The 23,121-nt window shown below is 39.0% G+C and carries 23 protein-coding genes; all 23 read right to left on the bottom strand.

The window, feature by feature from the left end:
- Positions 1-55: 55 nt before the first annotated feature.
- The gene (locus IGL31_RS03805; protein ID WP_002294968.1) at positions 56-658 is read right to left on the bottom strand and encodes a YtxH domain-containing protein; all 603 of its coding nucleotides are present in this window, start codon (positions 656-658) and stop codon (positions 56-58) included.
- Between the two features lie 2 nt (positions 659-660).
- Positions 661-1,101 (bottom strand): DUF948 domain-containing protein, encoded by a 441-nt coding sequence (locus tag IGL31_RS03800; RefSeq protein WP_002289575.1) that lies wholly within the window; start codon positions 1,099-1,101, stop codon positions 661-663.
- Between the two features lie 124 nt (positions 1,102-1,225).
- On the bottom strand, positions 1,226-2,164 hold the full coding sequence (galU, locus tag IGL31_RS03795; RefSeq protein WP_002289574.1) for a UTP--glucose-1-phosphate uridylyltransferase GalU: 939 nt from the start codon (positions 2,162-2,164) through the stop codon (positions 1,226-1,228).
- 14 nt (positions 2,165-2,178) lie between these two features.
- Positions 2,179-3,204: an NAD(P)H-dependent glycerol-3-phosphate dehydrogenase gene (locus IGL31_RS03790; RefSeq protein WP_002325060.1), complete on the bottom strand. Its 1,026-nt coding sequence runs from the start codon at positions 3,202-3,204 to the stop codon at positions 2,179-2,181.
- Between the two features lie 43 nt (positions 3,205-3,247).
- Positions 3,248-4,078 carry a prolipoprotein diacylglyceryl transferase gene (lgt, locus tag IGL31_RS03785; RefSeq protein ID WP_010727506.1) on the bottom strand — a complete coding sequence of 277 codons (831 nt, stop codon included), beginning with the start codon at positions 4,076-4,078 and terminating at the stop codon, positions 3,248-3,250.
- Positions 4,079-4,092: 14 nt separating this feature from the next.
- Complete coding sequence (hprK, locus tag IGL31_RS03780; protein WP_002289568.1) at positions 4,093-5,031, bottom strand: HPr(Ser) kinase/phosphatase; 939 nt, start codon at positions 5,029-5,031, stop codon at positions 4,093-4,095.
- Between the two features lie 166 nt (positions 5,032-5,197).
- Positions 5,198-5,548 carry a phage holin family protein gene (locus tag IGL31_RS03775; RefSeq protein WP_002289566.1) on the bottom strand — a complete coding sequence of 117 codons (351 nt, stop codon included), beginning with the start codon at positions 5,546-5,548 and terminating at the stop codon, positions 5,198-5,200.
- Complete coding sequence (locus IGL31_RS03770; protein WP_002306213.1) at positions 5,548-5,856, bottom strand: PspC domain-containing protein; 309 nt, start codon at positions 5,854-5,856, stop codon at positions 5,548-5,550. Before IGL31_RS03770 ends, IGL31_RS03775 begins: the two co-directional genes overlap by 1 nt.
- 296 nt (positions 5,857-6,152) lie before the next feature.
- Positions 6,153-7,721, bottom strand: a complete 1,569-nt coding sequence (gene liaX, locus IGL31_RS03765) for a daptomycin-sensing surface protein LiaX (protein WP_002306212.1) — start codon at positions 7,719-7,721, stop codon at positions 6,153-6,155.
- A gap of 99 nt (positions 7,722-7,820) precedes the next feature.
- A complete protein-coding gene (locus IGL31_RS03760; protein ID WP_002294975.1) occupies positions 7,821-8,588 on the bottom strand; it encodes a YibE/F family protein in 768 nt (255 codons plus the stop codon).
- Positions 8,585-9,616: a YibE/F family protein gene (locus IGL31_RS03755; protein ID WP_002317876.1), complete on the bottom strand. Its 1,032-nt coding sequence runs from the start codon at positions 9,614-9,616 to the stop codon at positions 8,585-8,587. The genes IGL31_RS03760 and IGL31_RS03755 overlap by 4 nt, the downstream gene beginning before the upstream one ends.
- 237 nt (positions 9,617-9,853) lie before the next feature.
- Positions 9,854-10,531 carry a phosphate signaling complex protein PhoU gene (gene phoU, locus IGL31_RS03750; protein WP_002289490.1) on the bottom strand — a complete coding sequence of 226 codons (678 nt, stop codon included), beginning with the start codon at positions 10,529-10,531 and terminating at the stop codon, positions 9,854-9,856.
- Between the two features lie 12 nt (positions 10,532-10,543).
- Positions 10,544-11,302, bottom strand: a complete 759-nt coding sequence (gene pstB, locus IGL31_RS03745; protein ID WP_002289489.1) for a phosphate ABC transporter ATP-binding protein PstB — start codon at positions 11,300-11,302, stop codon at positions 10,544-10,546.
- Positions 11,303-11,317: 15 nt separating this feature from the next.
- The gene (gene pstB / locus IGL31_RS03740; RefSeq protein WP_002289486.1) at positions 11,318-12,124 is read right to left on the bottom strand and encodes a phosphate ABC transporter ATP-binding protein PstB; all 807 of its coding nucleotides are present in this window, start codon (positions 12,122-12,124) and stop codon (positions 11,318-11,320) included.
- A gap of 14 nt (positions 12,125-12,138) precedes the next feature.
- Entirely contained in the window at positions 12,139-13,023 is an 885-nt protein-coding gene (pstA, locus tag IGL31_RS03735; RefSeq protein WP_002296590.1) for a phosphate ABC transporter permease PstA, read from the bottom strand.
- Entirely contained in the window at positions 13,023-13,943 is a 921-nt protein-coding gene (gene pstC / locus IGL31_RS03730; protein ID WP_002292761.1) for a phosphate ABC transporter permease subunit PstC, read from the bottom strand. Before pstC ends, pstA begins: the two co-directional genes overlap by 1 nt.
- 114 nt (positions 13,944-14,057) lie before the next feature.
- A complete protein-coding gene (locus IGL31_RS03725; protein ID WP_002292763.1) occupies positions 14,058-14,915 on the bottom strand; it encodes a phosphate ABC transporter substrate-binding protein PstS in 858 nt (285 codons plus the stop codon).
- A gap of 335 nt (positions 14,916-15,250) precedes the next feature.
- Positions 15,251-16,699, bottom strand: coding sequence for a cardiolipin synthase (gene cls / locus IGL31_RS03720; protein WP_002306208.1), 1,449 nt, complete (start codon positions 16,697-16,699; stop codon positions 15,251-15,253).
- A gap of 151 nt (positions 16,700-16,850) precedes the next feature.
- A complete protein-coding gene (gene ftsX / locus IGL31_RS03715) occupies positions 16,851-17,735 on the bottom strand; it encodes a permease-like cell division protein FtsX (RefSeq protein ID WP_002294981.1) in 885 nt (294 codons plus the stop codon).
- Positions 17,728-18,414 (bottom strand): cell division ATP-binding protein FtsE, encoded by a 687-nt coding sequence (gene ftsE, locus IGL31_RS03710; protein WP_002292768.1) that lies wholly within the window; start codon positions 18,412-18,414, stop codon positions 17,728-17,730. Before ftsE ends, ftsX begins: the two co-directional genes overlap by 8 nt.
- A gap of 104 nt (positions 18,415-18,518) precedes the next feature.
- A protein-coding gene (gene prfB / locus IGL31_RS03705; RefSeq protein ID WP_143351554.1) for a peptide chain release factor 2 occupies positions 18,519-19,620 on the bottom strand; the annotation gives its coding sequence in 2 pieces (ribosomal slippage) (positions 18,519-19,547 and positions 19,549-19,620; 1,101 coding nt in all).
- Positions 19,621-19,745: 125 nt separating this feature from the next.
- Entirely contained in the window at positions 19,746-22,280 is a 2,535-nt protein-coding gene (gene secA, locus IGL31_RS03700) for a preprotein translocase subunit SecA (RefSeq protein ID WP_002289770.1), read from the bottom strand.
- Positions 22,281-22,502: 222 nt separating this feature from the next.
- Entirely contained in the window at positions 22,503-23,054 is a 552-nt protein-coding gene (gene hpf, locus IGL31_RS03695; protein WP_002294985.1) for a ribosome hibernation-promoting factor, HPF/YfiA family, read from the bottom strand.
- Positions 23,055-23,121 lie beyond the last annotated feature (67 nt).

The following is a 23,121-nucleotide window of genomic DNA, read 5'->3' as shown; positions in this document are numbered from 1 at the left end:
TAAAAAAGGTGAGAGCTAGTCCGCTCCCACCTTTTTATTCTATAAATTTGTGATTTTAGTGATTTGTAGATGAATCTGTCATTGTATCTTTTATTTCTTTTTTAGCTTCTTTCGCATCTTCTTTTGCCATTTTCATCATTTCTTTTGTGTCATCTGCAACTGGTTTTGCTTCTGACATTCCTTCATTGACAGTATCTCCTGCTTTACCAGCAGCGTCTTTTACATCAATCATGATATCTTCTGAAGTATCTTTAGCAATACTTCCTAATTCATCTGCAGGTTTTTTCATATCTTCTGCCGTTTTTTTGAAACGATTAGATAAATCAGCTGATTGTTCTTTAAGATTTAACAAGATATCGTCAGATTCACTTCCTGCTTCATCTGCTGATTCACTTACTTTTTGTTTGACACTACCTGCTAGATCACCTGCTTGTTGAGAAAGATCTTGCGCTTTTTCTTTTGCAATACCTGTTAACTCAGTCGATTTTTCTTTCGCCATATCTGTGTAATCTGAAGCCATATCCATCAAATCATCCGCTTGGGCAGCTAATTCATCCCGAAGTTCTTTACCAGATTTTGGTGCTAACAATAACGCGGCGATTGCTGCGGCTGTGCCTCCGACTACTGCACCTAATAAAAATCCACCTTTTTTAGCCATTTTTATTTTCCTCCTGTCGTTTCAGTATGTTTTTTGTTTTTAAAAAATTTCATCGCTGTCCCACCGACTTTTCCGGCAACCGTCGCTTTAGCTGTCGTTTTACCGATTCCGCCGACTTTCGTCGCGATGTTTTTACTAGAATGATTAAGTTCTGATACACTTTCACTTAAATCAGCAACTGCTGTGAACAATGGATCGATCGTTGCGACTTTTCCATTGATATCCAAGAGCAGTTCATTACTTTTGACCAGCAAACCTTCTACTTGTCTAGACAAAAGATCTACGTCTTTTGTGACGATTTCGATCGTCGTATTTGCTTCTGCTACAGTCTGATCTACTTTTTCTAAAGTTTTAGAAACTTGCAACAACACACGAACGATAAAAACGACAAGTATCGCAAAGGCGATTGCTGCGATCAATCCTGCAATTTCTCCTCCTGACATGATCAAACTCCCTTCTTGTCTCTCTTTTCTATAAGGATAGCATTTTCGTGTTTTTTAAACAAATAAAAACGAGCTTCAACTACTTTTTATTCAATTAGCAGCTGAAGCTCGTTAGAAAAAAGGGTTATTTTTTCTTTTCTTCTTTGATTTCTGTTATTCCTTTTGGATTATGATCGATCTTGCTTCCTTCTGCTTCTAATGTTTTACCTAAAGACAGGATGTACTCACGTAAAGGTGCACCTACTTCTGGATGTGTTAGACCATATTCAATACTTGTTTTCATAAAACCAAATTTGTCACCGACATCGTAACGTTTACCTGTGAATTTACGGGCAAATACGCGTTGTGTTTTATTCAATGTATCGATTGCGTCAGTTAGTTGGATTTCATTTCCGGCTCCTGGTTGTTGCTCGGACAATACATCAAAAATTTCTGGAGTCAATAAGTAACGTCCAATAATAGCTAAATCACTTGGTGCTTTGCTTGGATCTGGTTTTTCAACAAAGTTTTTGACATTGTATAACCCATCTTCCAATACTTCTCCTGGATTGATAATTCCGTATTTTGAAGTTTCATCATGAGGAACTTGCATAACGGCGATTGTAGAAGCATGAGTACGTTCGTAATCATCGATTAATTGCTGTGTCAATGGTACTTCGTCTTCCATGATATCATCGCCTAGCATAACGACAAATGGTTCATTTCCAATAAAGGCTCTTGCTTGAAGAACGGCATGTCCTAAACCCTTTGGATGAGATTGACGGATGAAATGCAAGTTGACATCTGTCGTTTCTTCTACTAATTTCAATAATTCGGTCTTTCCTTTTTCACTTAGGTTTGTTTCTAATTCAATATTTGAATCAAAGTGATCTTCGATTGGTCGTTTAGCTTTTCCTGTAACGATCAAGATGTCTTCGATTCCTGATTTCAACGCTTCTTCAACGATGAACTGGATTGTTGGTTTATCAACAATTGGCAACATTTCCTTTGCCATAGCTTTTGTTGCTGGTAAAAATCTTGTTCCTAATCCTGCTGCTGGAATAACTGCTTTTTTGACTTTCATATACATTCGCTCCTTCAAAAAATTGTTAATGAGAATTCATTTTCTTTTTTCCCATCACGTAACATGATTTCTTTTGCGGCTGTTTTGATTTCTTTTTGTTCATACAGCACTTCATAGATTGTTTGAGTGATGGGCATTTCGATTTCCATCATTTGGGCTAGTTCCATCGCTGCTTGGGTAGTATTCACACCTTCAACGACCATTCCCATATTGGCTAGCACCTCTTCTAGGGGCTGCCCTTGTCCTAACAAGTTGCCTGCGCGCCAGTTCCTAGAATGAACACTTGTGCAAGTAACGACTAGATCGCCTACTCCGCTTAATCCGATAAAGGTCAGCGGGTTGGCACCCATTGCTACACCTAAACGGCTGATCTCAGCTAATCCGCGCGTCATGATTGCTGCCTTTGCATTATCGCCAAACCCTAAGCCGTGAATAGCGCCAGCACCAATAGCAATAATATTTTTCAAAGCTGCCCCCATCTCTACACCGATCACATCAGGATTGGTATAGATCCGAAAATAATTATTCATGAACAGCTCTTGTACATATTTTGCTGCTTTTGCATCTGTACTTGCAGCTGTGATCGTAGTGATGTCATGTTTCGCTACTTCTTCTGCATGGCTTGGTCCAGAAAGAACAACAACAGCTTTTCTTTTTTCTGCTGGGATTTCCTCTAATAAGATGTCAGAGATCCTTTTATGTGTTCCCTGTTCTAATCCTTTACTTGCATGGATGATCACTGGCTTTGTATTCAATTTAGGCACTAGTTCTTTTGCAACAGAACGTATTGCTTTCGTTGGAATGACGAATAGCACCGCATCTGCGTCTTTTACTGCATCTTCCATATTGGTGAATGCTTGGATGGAATCGGGTAGATAATGATCTGGTAAATAACGTTGATTCGTGTGTTGGGTGTTGATTTCTTCTACTTGTGAAGCACGATGTCCCCAAATCCGAACGTCATGTCCGTTTTCGGCGAGGACTTGTGCCAAAGCAGTACCCCAAGAGCCTGGTCCTAAAACCGCTACTCTATAATTCATTTTACCACTCCTGAAATTTTTTTCATTTTTAACGCTCTAAAAATCAGATAATTTGTTGATTTTTTCCTAATGAGCGGTCATAATCCGGTAAATTTTCTTTTTTTCTGCGCCAAATAAATAGAATCAATGTACCGACAAATAACACAGCAGATAATAATTGAGAAATACGGATCACACCTAAAAAGTAAAGACTGTCTGTACGTAATCCTTCAATAAAGAAACGCCCGAAACTATACCACATTAGATAACATAAAAGGACTTCGCCTTTTTTCAAAAGGTGTGGTTTCTTTCGTAAAAACAAAAGCAAAATAAATCCAATCAAACTCCAAAGTGATTCATAAAGAAATGTTGGTTGACGATAGATCCCTTCGATATACATATTATCAATGATGAATTGCGGTAAATGCAGACTTTCTAAGAAGCTTCGCGTCGTGTCTGGTCCATATGCTTCGTGGTTCATGAAATTTCCCCAACGACCGATTGCCTGTGCTAATAATACACTTGGTGCAGCGATATCTAAAAAAGTCCACAAAGAAATAAAATGATATTTAGTAAAAAAATACAGCGTGATCGCGCCTGCAATCAGTCCGCCATAAATAGCTAAGCCTCCTGAACGGATATTGAATATTTGGATTGGATCAGCTATATACTGGGGAAGATCAAATAAAACATAATATAAGCGAGCGCCAATAATGGAGATAGGCAATCCCCACAACATAAAATCTGTCACATCATCTGCTTTTAATCCTACCCGAACAGCCTCTCTGCTGCTAAGCCACATGGCGATAATGATACCTGATACGATGATCAATGCATACCAGTAGATAGGAATCCCTACAAGCTCAAAAGCAACTCGATTGATTTGTGCTAACATATTGTCACTCCTTGCTAGTCGTTGCCTGAGTTTTCTTCAATCAAGCGACTTAATCTTTCTTCAAATGTTTTCGTCGCGTCAAAGCCCATTGTACGTGCACGGAAATTCATCGCGGCTACTTCAATGATGATTGCAACGTTTCGTCCTGTTTTGACAGGGATTTTTATTTGTGGAATGCCCACTTCCGCGATTTCAACGGTCGTGTCTTCAGAGCCCAGACGGTCGTATTTCTTATCTTTTGCCCATGCTTCCAGATAAACAGCCAACTGGACTTGCATAGAGCCACGTACCGCACTCGCACCAAAAAGATTCATTACATCAATGATCCCGATTCCTCGGATTTCAATCAGATGTTCCAGGATTTTAGGCGGTTCTCCGATCACCGTTAATTCATCTTGCTGATAAACATCTACTCGATCGTCTGCGATCAATCGATGACCGCGTTTGATCAACTCCAACGCTGTTTCACTTTTTCCTATCCCACTGTCACCTTGAATCAGTACACCTAATCCGTAAACATCCACTAAAACACCGTGGACACTTGTTCGAGGGGCAAGGCGACCATCTAAATAACTGGATAATTCTCCTAATAAACGAGAAGTTGAGATGGGAGAACGCAGTACAGCTATCCCATTTTCATTTGCTGCCTGGATCATTTCTTCTGGAGCTGGTAATCCTCTTGAAATAATAAATGCGGGCATATCTTCACTACATAATCTTCTCATGATGATCAAACGCTCTTCTGGGATCATCCGTTCCGCAAAACTGATTTCTTTACTGCCAAATAGCTGTAAACGATTATGGGAATAATAATTAAAATAACCAGTCAACTCTAGTCCTGGGCGTGAGATGTCCCCAGTTACGATGACACGGTCTAAGCTTTTCTCGTCGCCTGTCACGATTTCCAAAGATAATTTTTTCACTAATTGGCTAACTTTTACAACTTCTGACATTCATGCTACCTCATTTCTATTAGAGTGTTCTCTATCATTTTATCATTGTCTAGCCAAAAGTACTACCAATTAAAAAAAACGTTTTTATTTAATTACCAATGTAATAGAAAACGCATTCCTGATTCTAAATAAAAAAACTGCGCCGATAGTTCGGCACAGCTTTCTTTTATTTTCTACTGTTATGTTCGCTGACAATTACATTGACAAGCGACATCAAGATAGCTACTAACAACGCTGCACCGAATGAAGAAAAACTAAAATGTTCTGCTCCCACAAAAAAGGAGGTCATTTTAAGAATCGCTGCATTGATAACAAACGTAAACAATCCCAATGTGACTAATGTAAAGGGCAGGGACAGTATCGTCAAAATCGGTTTGACAAACATATTCAACACAGACAATACAAAGCTGGCAAGAACGGCCGTCCAAATACTGCTCACATGGACCATCGCAGGAAAAAGAACAGCCAATGATATGAATGTTAACGTATTAACTAAAATACGTTGAAAGTACGACATTAAAAGTCACTCCATTCGTCATCATCGATTTTTTCCGCTTCTTTGCGTTTTTTTGTTTGTTTACGATAATTGTTTTTTTTATAATATGCATTGTTATGTCCATAGTTTGTTCGTTCAGAAGGCGCATCTGGAATAATCAAAGCTAATAGAATGTATAAAATGATGGGACTACCAAAAGCAACTAAGCTTAAGAATACATAAAGCACTCGGATAACAGTCGGATCGATCCCGATATATTCCCCTATCCCTGCTAAAGTCCCTGTCAAAACTTCATTTTCATTGGATTTTGTCAACTTTTTTTTCATCATGTCTCACCTCTGTTCTACTATTTTAAATGAAGAAAATCGTTGTGACAACCTTCTTCTTAATCGGTGTCTTTCTACAAAATTCTCGGTCACAAATTACCATATTCATAAAACGTGACGAGCTTTTTCTGAAATTATTCCTTGTGACTCGGCGATAATTGGCAGGTTCATAATCTCTTGGTAAACGGTGTTCAAGAGATAGCCTATCGGCAATAAGGCACAATTTTGTAAAATAGGGGAAGCTATTTTACAAAATCGCTTCTTATTGCTCAAGGCTGAACATCTCTTTCACAACCTCTTTATTTATCTGTATCTTTTAAATAGATACTTCCTGTTGTCGTTGAAAGTTGCACTTGCGCGATTTCACCATCTGAAACACGACGGAATTGCAACATTTGGTTTGTCCGTTCTTTTTTCTCACGAACTACTTCGTAATTGGACAGACGGCTGTTGATACTTCCAAGACTTGTTTTAGCATGTCCTTCCAAACCGATGCCATCTGGTAAAGCGACTTTGACATTTCCGTTCACTGAACTTGCTTCTACTTTTTTCAAATTATCTTCTTTAATCGTAAGACGTACATCACCATTTACTAAAGACACAGAAAGGTTTTCTGCTGTCGCACCAAATGTCACTGTACCATTTACTGTTTCGATAATAGAATCTAAGATGTTCCCGTTTCGAATATCGATATTGCCGTTTACACCTTCTACTTCCAGCATCGTTGCAGTTAATTGGTCCACGATGATGTTACCATTCGTAGATTTTGTATAAATATCTTTAGCTTCCAATGTTTCAATCATGATGTTGCCATTTAGAAGTTTAATAGCTGCGTGGTCGTATACTCGTTTAGGTAAGTAGAAAACAAGGTCTGCACGCACACGTTTATTTGGAATTTGGAAGGAGATATGATCTTCATTAACCTCAATCTGGCTCCGTTCAGAGAATGCTTCAAATGGTTCAGCACCCATTTTTCCGTAAAGTTTGATCTTAGCTTCAACTTTCACATCATCACTGTCCCACGTTTTTAACGTCACGTTTCCGTTTGCTGCCTTGATATCAAGGATACTTGCTGCAGGAGCTTCATAGTAAAATTCATGCTCAAATTTCGTTGTCGCAATCCCAGGGACACGTAAGCTGACATCTTTCCATTCCATGTTGTCATTCACTGTTTCTGAAACAGTTTGGAATGTTTTCTTCAAGAATTTGCCTAGCTGTGATCCAGCTTCTGACATTTTTTCGCCTACTTGATTCAGTGTATCTGTTGCTTGATCTTTCCAATCATCTGGCAATTCAAACTTATCAGTAAACGTTTCTTTTTTCTCAGACCATTGATTCTTACGGATATCTTTTAATTCTGCTTCTAATTTCAATTGTTCTTCTAACAGTGTATCGCCACTAGCTTCTAATTCTTTGATTTCTGCTTCTAACGTCTGACGCTGTGCTAATTCTTCTTCTGTCAACTCGCCTAATTCTTCTTTTGTATTCAGCTGCATCAATGCTTCCTGTTTCTCATTGCGTGCTGCCTTATTGTCAGCGAATTGAGCATTTACTTCATCTAGACGCGCCGAAGTTTTATTCGCTTCAGTTGCTAGTTCATCTAAGATCTTTTCTAAGTTTTCTTGATCTTGTCTTTCTCTTTCCTTTGGATCAACTGGCTCAGAAATTTCTTCTTCGCCGTTTTCAAGTTTATCGATCAATTGACTTGCCTGATCTTTTTCTTTATGACTAGCAGTTACCTTGTCTGCTTCTTTTTTGATTTGCTTTTCGTCTTTTTCAGTTGCCATGCTTTCTAATAAATCTAAGCCTTCTTCAGTCGAAAGGATTCCTTTTTTCACTAAATCTAAAATACGTTCTCTTTCTTTCATGGAAATTGCCTCCTTAAGCAAAATTGTTTGCAAGCTTTTCCTTACATCCATATTATGCACTGATTCAGTAAAAATGTCATAGGACTTAAGTTGTAACTTTTACTCCATCTTGAGTTGTTCTTTCTTTTTTGTAAAGAGATATGCTGTAGTCACGCAGGTTAAAGGAAGAACAAGTAGTGCGGACAATGTGGTAAGAATAGCCATCGTATATTCTAGAACAAATGATTTTTCATTGATCACTTGCTGAAAAGGAATGTCTAAATCAATAAACCAGAGGATCAACGCTAAAGAACTTCCCATGAATGCAAAAAGAAGTGTCATTACTGTTGACGCCAATATTTTTTTAGCAATAGCGAAACTAGAATGGCGCAATTGGTAAAAAGATAATTGCGGATTTGCCTGATATACTTCGAATGTCCCACTAGAAATTGCTACACTCGCATCTAAAACAGCACCACTAAGACTAATCAGAAGCAACGATCTCGTAAGTAATCTAAAATCAATCGCTAAAGTCTTATCTAAGCCAGATAATTCTTCTAGTTCTACCGATGTAAAACCTTGGATCGCTAAAAAATCAGTGATAGGAAGCAATAGTAGGAAACAAAATAAAAAGATCAGTATACTCACAAAAGCTGCACGCATTTTTAGATTATAACCGTTGATAAAAAATAAGATAACCACAGCAATCAATAAAAATCCTATGACCGACAATGCCAGTATCGGCCACTTCTGATGATAACCGAATAACAACAGGAAAAAGATCCCTAAATTGATGAATAAGCCTAAAAGAATATACATACCTTGCGTACCGCCAATAAGTAGCACGCTGATTGCTAAAATCCCAACAAGTATAATAAGTACATTCATCGTTTCAGCCTCCTTACAGTCAGAAAAAAGAGGACCGAGATGGGGATCGATAATACTATTCCTAAGCTGCCAGCAATGACGCGTAAAAATTCCAATGATAAATGCTGTTCTATCGTTTCTTTGAACGACCATTGATTTCCTAAATATAAAAGAAGCGATGGAACTGACCCACTGATATAGACGAACAAAAGGATATTGGTCATCGAGCCAATCACATCTCGACCCACTTGCCTTCCTGAAAGCCATAACTGTTTCGCTGTTATTTCTGGTTGTCGCTTAGTCAATTCTTCTAATGTCGCAATGACTGTGATAACGGTATCGAGTGTTCCTCCAGCTGTTCCAATCAGTACGCTAGAAAGAAAAACAGAACGATACGGTCGTGTCAGATAATTCAGTTCCTCATAGCGCAGTCCTTGGTCTTTCCAATGATTCATTGTCAAAAGACAAATAAAAAATGCTAAAAAAACACTCGTAACTGCAGCTGAAATTTTGATTATACTGCTTCTATTCCATCCATCTAAAGCCAATATGCTAATAATCATCCCTATAACGACGAACAGGATAGATATATTTAATAGAGAAATCCCTTCTGTTTTAGTAAAGATGAGCAACAAAAGTAAAAGTAAAACGATATTGATGATGAGACTTCCTAAAGCAAATAGACCCTGTTTTCCGCCAATAAGCAACATGGCGCCAATGAAGATACTTGTGAAGAAGAAAAGCCAGCCATCATTTTTTTTTGCTACTAGCTGCCATTCATCTCCATGCATTTGGACTAGATACATTTGTCTCGCTTTTATATTTGCTGTTTCTATTTGATTTTTTTGATAAGGAACCGATAAATAAATCGATTCTCCTTTTTGATCCGTGTTCATCAGTCTTCCTGTAATCAATTGATGATCCTCTTTTATTCGTACTTTTTCGATCTCGATGACAGGTACTTCATATAAAGCAGCTTGATGCTGAATAACCCATGAAGTAAGCACACAAATAAAAAATATAGTGATGATGCTAATTTTTTTTTGCATTCTTTATCCTTTCTATGAAATGATGAAAAGGGTTTGTGACATGTTTTGTCACAAACCCTTTCCCGAATAAACGGTGTTCAAAAGCTTGCATCTGCGGTAATAAGTCCAGCCAAACTAAAAATATGAGGAGCTATTTTTTGTTTGAATGTTCTTATTACTTGATGTAGAACAGCTTTTTCACAACCGCTGATTTCACAACCTCTTTTCCTAAACAAACGGCATAATCACAGCTTCAGTTTAGAAAATCTCATTGTGGTTCGTATTTAACTCAGTGATTTTCCCTGTAGCCAAGTAGACGATCCATTCACAGATGTTTGTCACATAGTCTCCGATCCGTTCTAGATAACTGGCAACATTCAAGTAGTCTGTTCCACTGATGACTGTCTCAGGATTTTCCTGCATATTTTTGATTGTTGCATTATAGATTCGATTGAAATAGTCATTGACTCTTTGATCCATATTGGCGATCGTACGTGCGTCTTTTTCGTCTGTTTTGACATAAGCAACTAGGACGTTGTCCACCATTTTTTTCACATAATCGGACATATCGGAGATCTCTTTTTCGATTTCCGGTATTCTCGTCTGCCCTTTTACGCGAATCGTGGATTTAGCAACAGACACCGCATGATCGGCCATACGTTCTAAATCCGAGCTAGCTTTCATGACCGTAATGATCATACGCAAATCAGTTGTAACTGGCTGTTGCAATGCGATCATTTCAAAACTTTTCTTCTCCAAGCGTGTTTCCATGTTATTGATATTTATATCGTTTTCGATAACTTCTTGGGCTAAGATTTTATCGTGTTTGATGTATGCACGAACTGACTTGTGCACGGCGCTGCTCACCATCATCCCCATTTCGTAGAACTGATTATGGAGATTCAGCAATTCTTCTTCAAATTGTGTACGTAGCATTCCGTTTCCTCCTTATCCAAATCGACCTGAAATATAATCTTCTGTCTCTTGTTTTTCTGGATTCATGAATATCTTCTTCGTATCGTTGTATTCGATCAAGTGACCATCTAAAAAGAATGCCGTCTTATCTGAAATACGTGAAGCTTGAGACATATTATGGGTCACGATGATCATCGTATACCGCTCTCTTAATTCTAACAGCATACTTTCGATTTTCCCAGTAGAAACAGGATCAAGCGCACTTGTTGGTTCATCCAATAAGATGATTTCCGGATTAACTGCCAAAACACGTGCGATACATACACGCTGCTGCTGCCCACCGGATAAAGATAAAGCACTTTTATGCAATTTGTCTTTCACATCATCCCAAACAGACGCTGCCTTCAGGCTTTCTTCAACTACTTGATCAAGGACTTTTTTATCTTTTTCCCCTTTTAATTTCAATCCATAGATGACATTTTCATAGATAGAAAAAGGAAATGGGTTTGGCTGCTGGAATACCATGCCGATTTCTTTTCTTAGTTCAACAACATCTGTTTTTGGACCATAGATGTCTTTGTCTTTATATAAAACACTTCCGGTGATCGTTACATTCGGAATCAGGTCATTCATCCGGTTCAAAGAACGCAGATAAGTGGATTTCCCGCAACCAGAAGGACCGATCATCGCAGTGATTTCCCCTTGATTGAAACTTAGATCGATCCCTTTTAGTGCTTCTTTCTTTCCATAATACAGATGAAGATCTTTAGATGAAATAATTTCTTTTGTCATGTTGAGGCCTCCGTCTTAACCAAAATGACCGGACACATAATCTTCGGTTGCCTGAATTTTTGGTCTGGTAAATATCTTGTTAGTTTTGTCATATTCCATTACTTTTCCTAGATAGAAAAAGGCAGTATAGTCGCTAATACGAGCTGCTTGTTGCATGTTATGCGTCACGATGATGATCGTATAGTCTTCTTTCAAGTTTACAAGTGTTTCTTCAACCGTTCCTGTCGAAATAGGGTCCAAAGCACTTGCCGGCTCGTCTAGCAGCAAGATATCAGGTTTCATCGCGATCGCACGAGCAATACATAAACGTTGCTGTTGCCCGCCAGATAAAGCCAAGGCACTTTTGTCCAAGCTGTCTTTTACTTGGTCCCACAAGGCAGCTTGTTTCAAGCTTGTTTCAACGATTTCATCTAATTTCTTTTTGTTTTTTTCGCCGTGCTGTTTCAAAGCAAATGTAATATTGTCATAAATCGACTTGCTGAACGGATTAGGACGTTGAAAAACCATGCCAATCCGTTTGCGCATCTCATAAACATCCACTTGAGGCGCATTAATATCTACGCCTTGATACATGATTTTCCCAGTGATTTTCGTATTAGCGATCCCATCATTCATTCGATTCAACGAACGAAGATACGTAGATTTTCCGCAGCCGGAAGGACCAATCAGTGCAGTGATCTTATTTTTTTCAAATTCCAGATCCACTCCTTTGATTGCTTCATTGTCGCCATACCAGACATGTAGATCATCCGTATATAGTGCTACTTCTTTCTCTTTTGGCATGGTGATGACATTTGTTTCATTCCAGTTATATTTTTTCATTTTGCTTCTTCTCCTTAGGCTGAAGTCATTTTTCGGTATAATCGTTTGCCAATCGCACGAGCGCCGAAGTTGAACAGTAAAACAGCAATGATCAACACGGCAGAAGCGCCAGCCGAAACAGAAACACCATCAGGCATCGTGCCTTCTGTATTGATCTTCCAAATATGGACAGCTAATGTTTCAGCTTGACGGAAAATGCTGATCGGGCTTGAAACACTTAATGGATTCCAGTTCGTAAAATCTAACGCAGGTGCACTTTGTCCAGCCGTATAGATCAATGCAGCTGCTTCACCAAAAATTCTTCCAGAACTTAGGATCACACCAGTCAAAATCCCTGGTGTCGCTTCTGGAACCACTACTTTTATCACTGTTTCCCAGCGTGACAAACCTAAGGCCAATCCTGCTTCTCGTTGTGTGTAATGGACCGCTTGTAAAGACTCCTCAACTGTTCTAGTCAAAAGAGGCAAGTTGAATACAGTCAAAGCCAATGCACCAGAAATAATCGAGAAACCATACTGGAATTGAATAACGAAAACCAAGAAACCGAATAAACCGACAACGACAGAAGGCAACGAGCTCAAGATTTCAATCGACGTGCGAATCACATCTGTTAGCCAGTTTTTTCCAGCATATTCTGAAAGATAGATACCCGCACCTAAAGAAATAGGAAAACTGATGATCATCGTGATCAAAAGCAAATAAATCGAGTTAAATAGCTGTATCCCGATTCCACCGCCTTCTTGGTAGGCTTTGGAAGGTTCGGTCAAGAAGGACCATGAAATGTGCGGTATTCCCCGAACTAAGATATAAAGTAGTAAAGCTGCTAAAATCAATACGATGATCCCCGAAACTATATATAAAACACCTGTAGCAATTTTATCTGAGCGTTTTGCGTTCATTATTTCAGCTCTCCTTTCTTCCCAATCATACGGATCACGATATTAAAGAATAATGACATCAATAGCAAGATCAACGCTAATGACCATAACACATTATTTTCAACTGTTCCCATGATTGTATTTCCGATTCCCATTGTTAAGATGGACGTCAATGTAGAAGCAGGAGTAGTAAGTCCTGTTGGCATCAATGCTGCATTACCGATGACCATTTGGATAGCTAAGGCTTCACCAAACGCACGAGCCATACCAAAAACGACTGCTGTTAAAATCCCGGGCACGGCTGCTCGTAGCACGACTTTGTAGATTGTTTGCCATCTTGTGGCACCAAGCGCTAATGAAGCTTCCCGATAGTGCCGTGGCACTGCCTTTAATGCATCAACAGTCATCGTTGTGACAGTCGGCAAGATCATAACGAACAACACAAATGTACCAGCTAAGATACCAAACCCAGTCCCGCCAAAAATACTTCTGACAAAAGGCACGATAACTGATAAACCGATAAAACCATAAACGACAGAAGGAATACCTACAAGCAGCTCGATGACCGGCTGTAAGATCTTCGTTCCGTTTTTAGGAGAGATCTCCGTCATGAATACTGCTGCACCAATGGCAAATGGCGTGGCAACGATAGCAGATAAAAAGGTCACAATAAACGAACCTGTGATCATAGGCAATGCCCCTACCATTGGTTTCCCATTTGCTCCGATTTGGCTTGGATTCCAATCTGTACCAAACAGAAAATCAAATACATTGATCTTATCAGTAAAAAAGGTGGCCAATCCTTTACTAGCTACAAAATAAAAAATAGATAATACAACCAACACGATCAGCGCGATACATAAAAAACTGATGAATTTTCCACGCTGTTCCATTTTTGAACGTTTTGATTTTGTTAATAATACTTTTTTCACATCTTCCACAGATGACTCCCCCTTAATCAGGTTTAACATACTCACTCAGTGTACAAATTGAACATCAATTTGGTTTTAATAACATGTAAAAGTTTAGCTAAGTTTGTAAATTTTGTGTAAAGATTACTCTTTAACGATATTTCCTTGCCAATCACGTTCGACTTTCATATGAGAAACAGGGATATAACCTAGTTCTCCAACGATGTTATCTTGTACTTCATCAGATAAGATATAGTCTAAAAATTCTTTTGTCAGTTTTTTTGGATGATCTCTTGTGTACATATGCTCATATGCCCAAATCGTCCATTTGTTCGTTGTCACATTTTCATCTGTCGGTTCTACACCGTTAACATTCAACGTATCTACATCATCGGAAACATAAGAAAAAGCAACATAGCTGATTGCACCGGGTGTGTCGGCAACGATCTGGCGCACCATTCCGCTTGAATCTTGTTCTTGTGCCTGAACAGCTGTTTCTCCGTCCAATACCCATTTTTCAAACGTGCTACGGGTTCCGCTTCCTGAAGCGCGGTTCAATATAACTACTGGCTGATCTTTTCCACCGACTTCACTCCAGTTTTTGATCTCGCCTGTAAATAGTTTTTTCAGGTTTTCCATACTGATGTCTTTTACACCAATATCCTTGTTCACAATAGGAGTGATCCCAACAACTGCTACTCGATGATCGACTAATGCTGAGGCATCGATCCCCGATTTTTCTTCCGCAAACAAATCAGAGTTTCCGATGTCGACTGCTCCTGACTGTACTTGAGACAAACCAGTTCCGCTTCCGCCCCCTTGTACATTGATGAATTTTCCAGGATTTTCTGTCTGGTAAGTTTCAGCAACTGTTTCTACTAAAGGCTGTAAAGCAGAAGAGCCAACAGCCGTAATGGATTCTCCTCGATCAATCCACTTTGAACAGCCTGATAAAAGAATAGCTAATCCTATTATTGGTAAGAATAATTTAAGTTTTTTCATTAGAAATCTCCTTTAATCCTAAAGTATGTTTATTTTATCATTTTCATTACTTGATGAAAACGAATCAAAATCATTAAATAACAAAATAAATTCTCATAATTGTAAAAAAACTATCTCATTAAAAGTTTCTATGCTATACTGGCTTTGAAATGTGTCTCTTTTAATAGCATATATTAGCTTATTTCTTGCTTTCCCCAAAAAACAAGAGATACCCCAAAGTTAATTTCGCTCATGCGAGACGCTTTCTCCATTTCTGACGTTCTCTCAGAAATGGCCCCGTTAGAAAAGGACACGAGATCTCCATCTGTTGATGGTTCTCATGTCCTTTTTATGTTTTAAAGGAGCGGCGAAATCAATCTTGCTAATCCTTCTTTCATCTTGATGATTATTCCTCGGTTTTCATACATTTCTTTTGTGAGATGCGTAGAAATTTTCGAGTCTTCAAAAAAAGCTTTTCTTACACGTGAAGCCATTCGTTCATCATAAACCAGTGTATTGACCTCAAAGTCCAAGCGAAATGAACGAACATCGATATTTGCTGAGCCAACTGAAACAATGCCACCATCGATAATCATCGTCTTTGCATGAATAAATCCATTCTCATATGTTTCGATCCTTGCTCCATACTCGATTAGCTCTGCAGCGAAAGAATACGTTGCCCAGTAAACGAGAAGATGATCTGGTTTGTTAGGTATTTGGATATGAACTTTTACGCCTGAAAGAAGAGCCAACTTCAGTGCTTCATGAATCGATCCATCCGGTATGTAATAAGGCGTTTGGATCAATATCTCCCGTTTGGCTAACGAAATCATTTTCAAATAAGTCATTTTGATTTGTTCATGTTCGGTATCTGGTCCGCTTGTCACGATTTGAACAGCTATATCACCAGTAGAGTGAATGGACGGAAAAAATTTGGGAGAATAGCCTACTTCTTTTGTATGCTGAGAATTCCAGTCCATCAAAAAACGGTTTTGCAAGGTATACACCGCTTCTCCGTAAATACGCAAATGATTGTCTCGCCAATAACCAAATTTCTTTACCAATCCTAGATATTCATTTCCAACATTGAACCCACCTGTATATCCGATTTTCCCATCAATAACTACGATTTTACGATGATTGCGATAATTGATCCGAGGATTAATATACGGAACAAATAGAGGAAAGAAAAATGCGACTTCTCCGCCTGCTTTTTTCAAATTCTGAAAAAAGCTGGAAGAAACTTGTGTGGAACCCCATGCATCAAGAAGGACTCTGACTTTTACCCCTCGTCTTGCCGCCTCTGTCAATGCATCTCGAACTTCTTCACCTAATGCATCACTGCGATAAATATAATACTGGAAGTGGATATGGTCTTCTGCCTGCTTGATATCTTCAATCAGCGCATCGAATTTTTCACGACCATCTGTAAATAAAGTGATTTCATTTTTAGTCGTATAGAGCGTACTTTCAAATACCGTGAGCATATAGATCAATTGTTTCACATCTACTTGTCCAGTAGGCGGATGAGGATAAAGCCCTCGCATCAATGCCTGTTTGTCTTCTTCAATTTCCAGGTTCTTACCGATTTTCCCTTGGATCTTCAAATCAAAGATTTTCTCTTTGGAAATCCCTCTTCCTAAAAAAATATATAAAATAAATCCTACAACTGGAATGAACATCAAAACGAGCAGCCATGCCCATGTTTGAGCAGTTTCCTTTCTTTCTCGAAAAACGATGATAAAGGAAAGCAAAATATTCATAATCAAAAGGATCGTAAAAAAATTGTCAACGATAATTTTCACGGCTTCACCTCTTCTTCTACCAACTTAAGAATACCCAAGTTGTTTTTTAAAGTAAAGGGAAAAAAGCCGCTTCCTTCTATTCTCCTAGCCAATAAAAAAAGAAAGCTGGAACGAAACTGTCCAACTTTCTCATTTTATTTATATTGTGGTATTAGAATTTCAAGAAACGTCTCATAGAAATGATCGAGCCAAGTGAACCAATGATCACACCAATGCCGACCATTAAAAGATTGATTTTCCAAACGATATTTTGTGGATGAATCAATGAATAATGGGAACGTAATAATGATGGATTGATCAATTGGAAAAACCATGCATAACCAAATGTGATGATCAAAATCGGAAGAATCGCACCGATCAGACCGATCCAGCCACCTTCAAGGAAAAACGGCCAGCGAATATATCCATTTTTTGCACCGACTAAACGCATGATTTGAATTTCACGCTGTCTAGACAAAATCGTGATCCGAATCGTGTTCGAAATGAGAAACATCGCTACGAACAGCAGCAATGCCGCTGCAACTAATCCCCATGTCCGAACTGCACCAGCGATTTGGAAAATCCGATCTGAGGAAGCTCCACCGTAATCAGAACGAGAAACATTCTTCAAATCTGCTGCTTCTTCTGCTACTTGTTTTGTATAAGAAGGATCAGTAGCACTTACTACATACACATCATATAACGGGTTATTGTCACCTTCAAACAATTTCCAGGAATCACCCATTTCGTTTTGGATTTTTTTCAATTCCTGTTCTTTGCTTGAAAATTCAACTTTTTTAACATGATCTAAGTCATTCAATTCTTTTTCTAGCTTTTTCATCTCTTCGTCTTTTGTACCGATATCTACGAATACAGAGACATCAACGTTTCCTTCTATATCTTGAGCTAATTTAGTTGCGTTCATGATAACTGCCATGAATACACCGACTAAAGTCAATGTGATCGTTACCGCACTGACTGAAGCAACTGTCATCCAGCCGTTACGTTTCAAACTCTTGATACTTTCTAATAAATGGCGGAAAAAGGTTCTAATCATCGTATCCATATTCCCCTTCCGCTTGATCTCGAATAATGCGGCCGTTTTCGATAGCAATTACTCGGTGCCGAATCGTATTTACGATCGTACTGTTATGTGTAGCCATCACGACAGTAGTTCCTTGGGCATTGATCCGATCTAATAATTTCATGATTTCCCATGAGTTTTCTGGATCCAGATTTCCTGTCGGTTCATCCGCGATAAGTACTTTAGGCGTATTCACTATTGCCCGAGCAATAGAGACACGTTGCTGTTCCCCACCGGATAATTCGCTAGGAAAGACTCGAACTTTGTGTTTCAAACCAACAAGGTCCAGCACTTCCATTACTCGTTTTTTGATATCCCGAGGTTTTCTGCCGATAACTTGCATAGCGTACGCAACATTTTCATATACTGTTTTTCTTGGTAATAATTTATAGTCTTGGAACACCACGCCGATTTCTCTGCGTAGATAAGGAACTTCGCGGTTTTTGATTGCTATTAGATCATGACCTGCGACGTTCAAAGTTCCTTTTGAAGCTTTTTCTTCTCGATACATCAATTTGATGAATGTAGATTTACCGGCTCCAGACGGACCAACCACATAGACAAACTCTCCTTGTTCGATGACAATCGAGAGATTGCGGATAGCGGTCGTACCATTTGAGTACTTCTTCATTACATCCTTCATTTCAATCATGGCGTTCTCTCCATATCTTTTTCAGTCTTTAGCTATTATAGCATGGCAATGTTTCAACATGCTTGCAAAATCTTACAATTTTATTTCAATTTAACAATGGGTTCTTATTGTAGATGCATTTTTAAATAGCCGTCAATAAATAAATCAAGGTCACCGTCCATAACTGCTTGGACATTTCCTGTCTCTACGTTTGTCCGATGGTCTTTTACCATAGAATATGGATGGAAAACATAAGAACGGATCTGTGAACCCCAGCCGATTTCTTTTTGTTCTCCTCGAAGTGCAGCTGCTTCTTGTTCTTTCCTTTCCACTTCTAATTGATAAAGCTTAGCTTTTAACATCCCCATCGCTTGCTCACGGTTTTTCAATTGTGAACGTTGTGCCTGACTAGCTACTACTGTTCCTGTAGGCAAGTGAGTGATCCGTACAGCAGATTCTGTTTTATTGATGTGCTGACCACCTGCACCACTTGCTCGGTACGTATCGATTTTCAAATCATCTGGATTGATTTCTATATCGATCGTTTCATCAAGCTCTGGCATCACATCTACCGAACAAAAAGAAGTATGACGTCGTTTCGCTGAGTCAAAAGGCGAGATACGTACAAGGCGATGAACACCTTTTTCTGATTTCAGATAACCAAATGCGTTGTGTCCTTTGATCAGTAGGGTCACACTCTTGATTCCTGCTTCATCACCTGCTTGATAATCTAGTGTCTCTACTTGATACCCATGCTGCTCTGCCCAGCGTGTATACATACGTAAAAGCATACTGCCCCAATCTTGGGACTCCGTTCCGCCAGCCCCTGGATGCAATTCAACGATGGCGTTGTTTCGATCATAAGGACCATCTAACAACATAGATAATTCATATGTCTTCATTTTTTCATCTAGCGCATTGATACGTGTTTCTGCTTCTTCTTGCATGGCTGCATCAGGTTCTTCCTGCAACATCTCCACCATCAATTCGATTTCTTCCAGTTCTTCAGCAAGAGAATGGAATTGATCATAAGTTTCTTTATTTGCATTGTTTTCACTGATCACTTTTTGAGCAGCTTCGCTATCATCCCAAAAACCAGGTTCAGCCATTTTTGCTTCTGCTTCCGCAATGTCTTCTTCCAGCTGGTCTAAGTCAAAGAGACCTCCTGAAGCTTGTGACCTTTTCCTGCATTTCTGTCAGGAGATTTCGAATTTCGGATATTTCCATGTTTTTTCCTTCTTTCACTATACTTTTTTCATTATATCTAGTCTAACAGAATCAGCAAATAACAGAAAGAAGGTGAGACGAATTCTTAAAAAAAGAATTTGTCTCACCAATCCTGCTGTCAGAAATTAGTTTGCATTTTTTCCATGACAGTTCTTATATTTTTTCCCGCTTCCACAAGGACAAGGATCATTTCTTCCGACCTTGTTCACATGGATTGGCTGTTTTTTCGCGCTAGTATTACTATTTTCTTTGGCATCTCCGTCTTCTGAGTGAGAAGCTGTTCCTTGAGAAACCTGTTCACGCTGTACGTTTTGACGGATCTCAGCTTTCATAAAGATTCGAGTGACTTCATACTCGATGGCGCCTACCATATCTTCAAACATCTTATAGCCTTCTGTTTGATATTCGACTAATGGATTGTTCTGTCCATAAGCACGTAAGCCGATTGACTGACGTAATTGATCCATTGCATCAATATGGTCTGTCCATTTAGAGTCCACAACACGCAAGATCACGACTTTTTCAAATTCCAACAGTTGCTCTGGACCATTTAGTTGAGCCGCTTTGGTATTAAATACTTCTTGTGCTCGTTCGTTTAGATACTCTTTGATCTCCTGAGCTGTTTTTCCTTCGATATCTGCAAGAGTAATACTATCTTCATGGACAAGAGTACTGCCGGCAAAATCGATGATACTTTCCAAATTCCAATTTTCTTTCTCTAATTGTGTATGCGCATCTACTACACGACTGATTGTCCGTTTGACCATGTTCATTAGTGGCTTGGATAAGCTTTTTTCTTCCATGATTACTTCTTGTCGCTGTTTATAGATTACTTCACGTTGTTCACGCATCACATCATCGTATTGTAAGACGTTTTTACGTGTGTCATAGTTATTTCCTTCTACACGTTTTTGTGCAGATTCTACTTGTTTCGTCAGCATCTTGCTTTGGATAACAGCATCTTCCTCACCGATCTTCATCCGATCTAAGAAAGCTTTGATTCGTTCTGAACCGAATCGTTTCATCAAATCATCTTCCAATGACAAGTAGAACTGTGACATACCTGGGTCTCCTTGACGTCCTGCACGTCCTCGAAGCTGGTTATCGATACGACGAGATTCATGTCGTTCTGTCCCGATAACTGCTAGACCACCAAGTTCTCTTACCCCAAGTCCTAACTTGATATCTGTTCCCCGACCAGCCATGTTGGTAGCAATCGTCACAGCACCTTTTTGACCAGCATTCATGATGATCTCTGCTTCTTTAAAGTGATTTTTCGCATTCAGCACTTCATGAGGAATACGTTCTTGATTCAGCATATCTGATAATAACTCAGATGTTTCAACCGCAACAGTTCCGACTAACACAGGTTGACCTTTGCGGTAGCGATCTTTGATATCTTGCACGACAGCGTGGAACTTGCTTTGTAATGTTGGGTAAAGTAAATCTGGACGATCATCACGGATAACCGGACGATTTGTCGGAATCTGGTATACTTGGATGTTATAAATTTCTCTGAATTCTTCTTCTTCTGTTTTAGCTGTACCAGTCATTCCCGCAAGTTTCTTATACATACGGAAATAGTTCTGGAAAGTGATCGTCGCCATGGTTTTCGTTTCGTCTTCGATCTCTACGCCTTCTTTAGCTTCGATTGCTTGGTGAAGTCCATCTGAATAACGGCGTCCATCCATGATCCGACCAGTGAACTGGTCAACAATCAGTACTTTTCCGTCTTGGACAACATAATCGATATCTAAAAGCATGATATAGTTGGCTCTCAATGCTTGATCCAAGTGATGGGTCAATGCAGTATTTTCAATGTCGTATAAGTTATCCAAGCCGAATGTTTCTTCTGCTTTTTCGATCCCTGCTTCGGTTAAACTGATTGTTTTTGATTGTACATCGATTTTATAATCTTCTTCTTCTTTCAAACGTTTCACGAAGTTGTCTGCTCTTGTATATAAAGCTGTGGATTTTTCTGCTTGCCCTGAAATGATCAGCGGCGTTCTCGCTTCATCAATCAAGATTGAGTCAACTTCATCGACAATGGCATAATTCAGCGGACGTTGTACCATTTGATGGCGGTAAACGACCATATTGTCTCTCAAGTAGTCAAATCCTAATTCATTATTCGTACTATAAGTGATATCACAATTATAAGCCTCGCGTTTTTCATCCGAAGATTTTGAGTTGATATTCAACCCCACTGTTAATCCTAAGAAATTATAAAGTTCGCCCATTTCCGTCGAGTCACGGGTTGCTAAATATTCATTGACGGTAACTACGTGGACCCCTTCGCCAGTCAGAGCATTTAGATATACTGGCATCGTTGCGGTCAAGGTTTTACCTTCACCAGTACGCATTTCAGGGATATTTCCATCGTGAAGCACGATTCCACCCATCAATTGTACGTGGTATGGATATAAACCTAATACACGTTTTGCTGCTTCTCGGACGACTGCAAAAGCTTCCGGAAGTAATTGATCTAATGTTTCTCCTTTTTGGTATCTGCCCTTGAATTCAGCAGTTTTTGCCTGTAATTGTTCATCAGTTAATGCCGCCATTTGGTCAGCGTATGCTTCAACTTTTTTTGCAATGCTATCTAAACGTTTTAGTTCTTTCTTATCGTTTTCGATAAGTGAACGAATCAAATTGGCCATGCGTTGTGTAATCTCCTTTTCCTTCTGTGTATTATCCAGACTATGTAGACTTTACTTTTCATTTTATCATTAGTTATAGATAATTGAAATATCTTAAGCGTATTAAAGTAAGAACTTCATAATTTATTCATATTTCATCTAAAAGAGGAGGAAACTCAAAAAAAACTTGCGGCAGCTGTCAGTAGCTGCTGCAAGTTTTCGTTGTTATTTAAGTAAGGCTGATCAGTCTGTTTCAATCAGTCCGTATTTTCCATCTTTACGGCGGTAAACGATACTTGTACCATTTGTTTCTGCATCTTCAAAAATAAAGAAGTTATGTCCCAGCATGTTCATTTGCAAGACTGCTTCTTCACTATCCATTGGTTTCAATGAAAGGCGTTTCGTACGTACGATATCTAATTCAGAATCATTTTCGTTTTCGTCCTCTTCATTGAATAAAGCAGCAGCATCTGCAGTATTCATGCCCGTTTCACGGGATTTACGATTAATTTTTGTTTTGAATTTGCGGATTTGGCGTTCCAATTTGTCAACAACCAAATCGATACTTGCGTATAAATCTGGAGAAGTTTCTTCGGCACGTAATACAAGATAAGGTAATGGGATCGTTACTTCCACTTTTGCTGTTTTTTCTGTATAAACTTTTAAGTTCACATGCGCCGTTGCATCGGGTGCGTCACTGAAATAGCGTTCTAGTTTGCCTACTTTTTTCTCAACGTAGTCGCGAATCGCTTCAGTTACTTCGATATTTTCGCCGCGTACATTATATCTAAACATAAAAATTACCCCTTTCGTCTACCACAATCAAGAAGGAGAAGGACCACTCTTTCCCTCTTCTTAATTC

Origin of the sequence: Enterococcus sp. MSG3290 (genome assembly GCF_050555565.1) — a bacterium.
In the GTDB taxonomy this organism is placed as follows: domain Bacteria; phylum Bacillota; class Bacilli; order Lactobacillales; family Enterococcaceae; genus Enterococcus_B; species Enterococcus_B faecium.
Note: the sequence above shows the minus strand (reverse complement) of the source record. Positions and strands in the feature narration are given on the sequence as shown.